This window comes from Pseudomonas sp. 18.1.10, assembly GCF_024655625.1.
GTDB lineage: Bacteria > Pseudomonadota > Gammaproteobacteria > Pseudomonadales > Pseudomonadaceae > Aquipseudomonas.
In genome coordinates this window covers 1-5,668 of the sequence record NZ_JANLGL010000284.1, presented here as the reverse complement: position 1 = coordinate 5,668, position 5,668 = coordinate 1, and the positions used below count along the sequence as shown (strand labels likewise).

The following is a 5,668-nucleotide window of genomic DNA, read 5'->3' as shown; positions in this document are numbered from 1 at the left end:
CCAGTCAATACATGTGCTGAGTGACACACCGCATTCGCGAGCAAGCCCGCTCCCACACTTGATCTGCACCATCCGGGGCAGTGTGTTCACATTCCGGGTAAACTCCCCTCCTTTTCATCTTCTCCAGGGAGTTCGCCTTGCGTCTGTTCCACACCTCCGACTGGCACCTTGGGCAAAACCTGCATGGCCAGGAACGCGATTACGAACACGCCTGTTTCCTCGACTGGCTGTTGGGTCAGCTAAAGACCCATCAACCCGATGCGCTGCTGATCGCCGGTGATATCTTCGACACGGTCAACCCACCGCTCAAGGCCCAGGAGCGGCTGTATGACTTCATCATCAGCGCCCACGAACAAAACCCGAAACTGACCATTGTGATGATCGCCGGCAACCACGACTCCGGCTCGCGCATTGAATTGCCCGCGCCGCTGATGCGGCGCCTGCACACCCACGCCCTCGGTCGGGTGCTGTGGCTGGACGACGGCCAACTGGATGCCGAGCGCCTGCTGATCCCGTTGCCGGATGCCAAGGGCAAGATCGCGGCCTGGTGCCTGGCGCTGCCGTTTCTGCGCCCGGCGGAAGTCACCGGGGCGCACTTGGGGGACGACTACCTGCGCGGTATCGGCCAGGTGCACGAATGGCTGATCGCTGCCGCCAACGCCAAGCGCAAAAAAGGCCAGGCCCTGATCGCCATCAGTCATGCGCATATGGCCGGCGGCTCGGTGTCCGAAGACTCCGAGCGCAGCCTGATTATCGGGAATGCCGAGGCGCTGCCCGCCAACCTGTTCGATAGAAGTGTCGCCTACATTGCCCTCGGCCACTTGCACAAGCCGCAAAAGGTCAATGGTGAGGAACGCATCCGCTACAGTGGCTCGCCGATTCCGCTGTCGTTTTCCGAAATCGGCTACAAGCACCAAATCCTCGACGTCACGTTCCAGGGTCAAGCCCTGGTGAGTGTCGAACCGCTGCTGATCCCCCGCTCGGTCGAGCTGCAACGCCTGGAAGCCGCGCCCCTGGCCGATATCCTCAAGACATTGGCCGAGCTGCCCGACATCGACCTGCTCGCCGAAACCCAGCGCCACCCCTGGCTGGAAGTGCGCGTGCGCCTCGACGAGCCCCAGCCGGACCTGCGCCAGCAAATCGAAACCGCCCTGCAAGGCAAGGCCGTGCGCCTGGTGCGCATCGCCGCCGAATACGCCGGCAACGGCGCGCGCGAGGAGGAAGGCGAAGCGCGCCTGATCGAACTCGACCAACTCACCCCCCAGGAACTGTTCAGCCGCGCCTGGCAGGACAGTTACGGCAGTGAAGTGGATGAACAGACCTTGAAGGATTTCGCCGTGCTGCTCCAGGAAGTGCAACAAGAGGATGAACCCGCATGAAAATCCTCGCCATCCGCCTGAAAAACCTCGCCTCCCTGGCCGGCCCGTTTGACATCGACTTTACTGCCGAACCGTTGGCCAGTGCCGGCTTGTTCGCGATCACCGGGCCGACCGGTGCCGGTAAAAGCACCCTGCTCGATGCGCTGTGCCTGGCGTTGTTTGGCGCCGTGCCGCGCTTGGGCGACACCGGCCAGGCAAAGATGCCCGACGCCGACAGCGATATTTCCATCGGCGACCCGCGCACCCTGCTGCGACGCGGCACTGGTGGCGGTTATGCCGAAGTGGATTTCGTCGGCGTCAACGGCCGCCGTTACCGTGCGCGCTGGGAAGCCAACCGTGCCCGCGACAAAGCCAGCGGCAAATTGCAGAACAGCCGCCAAAGCCTGATCGACCTCGACAGCGACCAACTGCTGGCCAGCCAGAAAACCGAATACAAGACCCAATTGGAACTGGCCCTGGGCCTGAACTTCGAACAGTTCACCCGCGCCGTGTTGCTGGCCCAGAGCGAATTCAGTGCCTTCCTCAAGGCCAATGACAACGAACGCAGCGAGCTGCTGGAAAAACTCACCGACACCGCGCTGTACACCCAGCTCGGGCGCCGTGCGTTCGACAAGGCCAAGGAGGCCAAGGACGCCCACAAGCAGTTGCAGGACCAGGCCACCGGCGTGGTGCCCCTGGCCCCCGAGGCCCGTGCGGAGCTGGATCAACAGTTCAATGAGGCCCAGCAACAGTTCAAGACCCAACAGGCCCAGCTCAAGCAACTCGAGGCGCAGCAAGCGTGGCTCAAGGAACTGCGCGAATGGCAAGAGCGTCAGCTCAGCGCTGCAGAACAGCTTCAGCGCGCCCGGGCCGACTGGGAAAACCAAGGCCCGCAACGCCAGGACCTCAGCCGCCTGGACCAGTTGGCGCCGCAACGCCACCACTTCGCACGCCAGACTGAACTCAGCCAGGCGTTAACACCGTTAGCCACGCAGATCCAGCAACACATCGAGCAGCAAGCGGCACTGAACACCCGCCAGGAACAAGCCCGGCAACAGCAGGCAACAGCACAGACCGCACTCGCCGACGCCCTGAAAAACCAGGGCGACGCGGTACCCTTGCTGCGCCAGGCATTCGAAGCACAAAACACCCTCACCCACTTGACCCGGGACCTGGCCAAGCGCACCGAAGACCAACGGCAACACGAACACGCCTGCACCGAAGGCCGGGCCCTGCTCAACGGTTTGCTGGACAAACAAAACCAGGTTGCCGAACGCCTGCAACGCTTGGCCGCAGGCCTTGAGCGCAGCAGCGCCCTGGCGCCGTTGGGCGATGCCTGGCCGGTTTACCGTGAGCGCCTGCAACACCTGATGCTGATCGGCAATCGCCTGAACAAAGGCCAGGCCGAGCTGCCCCAGCTGGAAGCACGCGCCACCACCGCCGCCGAACGCTTCAGCCAGCAGCGCGAAGCCCTCGACCTGCTGTACCAGGAGGCCGGCGCCGAACCCCATGCGGTGGCCGAACAGATCCAACTGCTGGCCGGCCTGCTGCAGGACAATCGCAAGCAACAACGGGCCTTCGAAGACCTGACCCGCCTGTGGGACAACCAGCGGCAGCTGGATCAACAGTCGACGGCACTCACGCAAAAACTCGCCGATGCGCAGCAGCAACGCGAACAACTGAACCAGGCGGGCCTGCAAGCCAAGGCCGAACTGAGCGTTGCCGAACAAACCCTGGCGGTGACCAAGCAGTTGCTGGAACGCCAACGCCTGGCCCGCAGCGCCAGTGTCGAGGAGTTACGCGAGCTGTTGCAGGATGACCAGCCCTGCCCGGTGTGCGGCAGCCATGAACATCCGTATCACCAGCCCGAAGCGCTGCTGCAAAGCCTCGGCCGCCATGACGACAACGAAGAGGCGGCGGCGCAGAAAGCCGTCGACACCCTCAAGGAAAAACTCAACGAGCTGCGCGGCGAAGTCGGCGGTTTGATCGCCCAGCAGAAGGAGTTCCTGCAACAGCAGGAACAGCTGGCCACGCAGCAGCAAGCCCTGGCGCCAAGCCTGGACGCGCACCCGTTGTCGGCTTCGTTGTTCAATCAGGACCCGGCCAAGCGCAGCGACTGGCTGGCCCAGCAGCTCGGCCAACTGACCCAACGTATCAGCCTGGACGAACAACGCCAGGGCGCCCTGCTCAACCTGCAACAAAACGCCGGGCGCTTGCAGCAGCAACTGCAAGCGGCCCAGGACGCCAGCCAGCAGGCCCGGCAATTGCTGGTGGACCAGCAACGGGCGTTGGCCAGCGACCGCGAGCGCCTGGACGAAGAGCTCAACGCCTTCGCCAGCCTGTTGCCCGCCGACACCCTCGACGGTTTGCGCAAGGAGCCTGCGGCCACCTTTATGCAACTGGACCAACAGGTCAGCCAGCGTCTTGAGCAACTGGGCCATCAACGCGATGAACTGGCCGAGCAACAGGAACGCCAGCAGGCCATCGAAAAACAACAGACCCACCAGCAACATCGCCAGCAGCAACTCGATGGGTTACTGGTGCAGGTCAGCGAACTCGGCACCCAGCAACAGGCCGCCCAGGCAACCCTGAGCGCCCTGCTTGGCGAACACACCAGCGCCGAACAATGGCAGGAGCAACTGGACCAGGCCGTGACCCTGTCGCGCCAAAGCGAGACCGATGCCGGCCAGCAATTGCAGGACACCCGCAATGGGTTGGTGCAACTGGCTGCCGACCTCAAGGCCCAACAGGAACGCCAAGCCGCCCTGCAAGCCGAGCAACAGCACCTCGACACCCGCATCAGCGAATGGCGCGCCCTGCATCCCGAGCTGGACGACAGCGGTCTCACCCGCCTGCTGGCCTTCGATGAGGCGCAGGTCGGTGCGCTGCGCCAGCAGTTGCAGCACAGCGAAAAAGCCGTCGAACAAGCCCAGGTCCTGCTGCAGGAACGCGAACATCTGCTGGCCCAGCACCAGGCCTTGCATAACGGCAACCTCGACGCCGAGGCATTGGCCGATACCCTGGCCGCGTTGCACCAGCAATTGGCCGATGGCGAGAAAGCTGTTGCCGAACTGCGCGCACGCCAGTCCGAAGACCAGCGTCGCCAGGACGCCAACCATGCCTTCGCCGCGCAGATCGCCAAGGCGTATGAGGAATGGCAACGCTGGGCACGCTTGAACGCATTGATCGGCTCGGCCACGGGCGACACGTTCCGCAAGATCGCCCAGGCCTACAACCTCGACCTGCTGGTGCACCACGCCAACGTGCAACTGCGCCAACTGGTGCGCCGCTACCGCCTCAAGCGCGGCGGCAGCATGCTGGGTCTGTTGGTGCTGGACACGGAAATGGGCGATGAACTGCGCTCGGTGCATTCGCTGTCTGGCGGCGAGACCTTCCTGGTGTCGCTGGCGCTGGCCTTGGGCCTGGCGTCCATGGCATCGAGTACCTTGAAGATCGAGTCGCTGTTTATCGACGAAGGTTTCGGCAGCCTTGACCCCGAATCCCTGCAACTGGCCATGGATGCGCTGGACGGCTTGCAGGCCCAGGGGCGCAAGGTGGCGGTGATCTCCCACGTGCAGGAAATGCACGAGCGCATCCCGGTGCAGATCCAGGTCAAGCGCCAAGGCAACGGCTTGAGCACCCTGGAGGTCAAGTGAACGACGCGCTGCTGTACTCGTTCCGCCGCTGCCCCTACGCGATGCGCGCGCGGTTGGCGTTGCGCTACGCCGGCGTGCCGGTGCGTATCGTCGAAGTCAGCCTCAAGGCCAAGCCGGCCGAGATGCTCGCGTTATCGCCCAAGGGCACGGTGCCGGTGCTCAGCGTTGACGGCCGGGTGATTGAAGAGAGCCTGGAGATCATGCAATGGGCGCTGGCCCAGCATGATCCTGACGACTGGTTGCTGCAGGGTGATCCGGCAGTCCTGGGGTTGATCGCAGAGAACGATCAGGGCTTCAAGCATCACTTGAATCGATACAAGTACGCCGAGCGCTACCCGGAACAGCCGATGGAACACTATCGGGCCGAGGGCGAGGTGTTCTTGCAGAAGTTGGAGGGGTTGCTGGCCGAGCGGGATTACCTGCTGGCAAACCACCTGACCCTGGCGGATGCTGCACTGGCGCCGTTTGTGCGCCAGTTTGCCCATGTGGACCGAGTGTGGTTTGCCGGTACGCCGTATAAACGGTTGCAGGTGTGGTTACAGCGATTTTTGGATTCACCGCTCTTTGTCACAGTAATGGCAAAGGCTTGAACGCAACATAATCCAAATGTGGGAGCGGGCTTGCTCGCGAATGCGGTGGATCAGGCAACACATC

3 protein-coding genes are annotated in these 5,668 nt (G+C 63.2%); all 3 read left to right on the top strand.

Features of this window, described 5'->3' with window-relative positions; genetic code table 11:
• The first annotated feature begins 137 nt into the window (after nucleotides 1-137).
• The 3 genes from NUV89_RS26920 to NUV89_RS26910 are packed head-to-tail and all read left to right on the top strand — an operon-like array spanning nucleotide 138 to nucleotide 5,604.
• Nucleotides 138-1,379 carry an exonuclease SbcCD subunit D C-terminal domain-containing protein gene (locus NUV89_RS26920; RefSeq protein ID WP_257783703.1) on the top strand — a complete coding sequence of 414 codons (1,242 nt, stop codon included), beginning with the start codon at nucleotides 138-140 and terminating at the stop codon, nucleotides 1,377-1,379.
• Entirely contained in the window at nucleotides 1,376-5,014 is a 3,639-nt protein-coding gene (locus NUV89_RS26915) for an AAA family ATPase (RefSeq protein ID WP_257783702.1), read from the top strand. Before NUV89_RS26920 ends, NUV89_RS26915 begins: the two co-directional genes overlap by 4 nt.
• Nucleotides 5,011-5,604 carry a glutathione S-transferase gene (locus tag NUV89_RS26910; RefSeq protein ID WP_257783701.1) on the top strand — a complete coding sequence of 198 codons (594 nt, stop codon included), beginning with the start codon at nucleotides 5,011-5,013 and terminating at the stop codon, nucleotides 5,602-5,604. Before NUV89_RS26915 ends, NUV89_RS26910 begins: the two co-directional genes overlap by 4 nt.
• Nucleotides 5,605-5,668 lie beyond the last annotated feature (64 nt).

Coding starts and splice junctions, on each gene's coding strand:
- NUV89_RS26915 (WP_257783702.1), top strand. CDS start 1,376: ATGAAAATCCTCGCCATCCGCCTGAAAAACCTCGCCTCCCTGGCCGGC.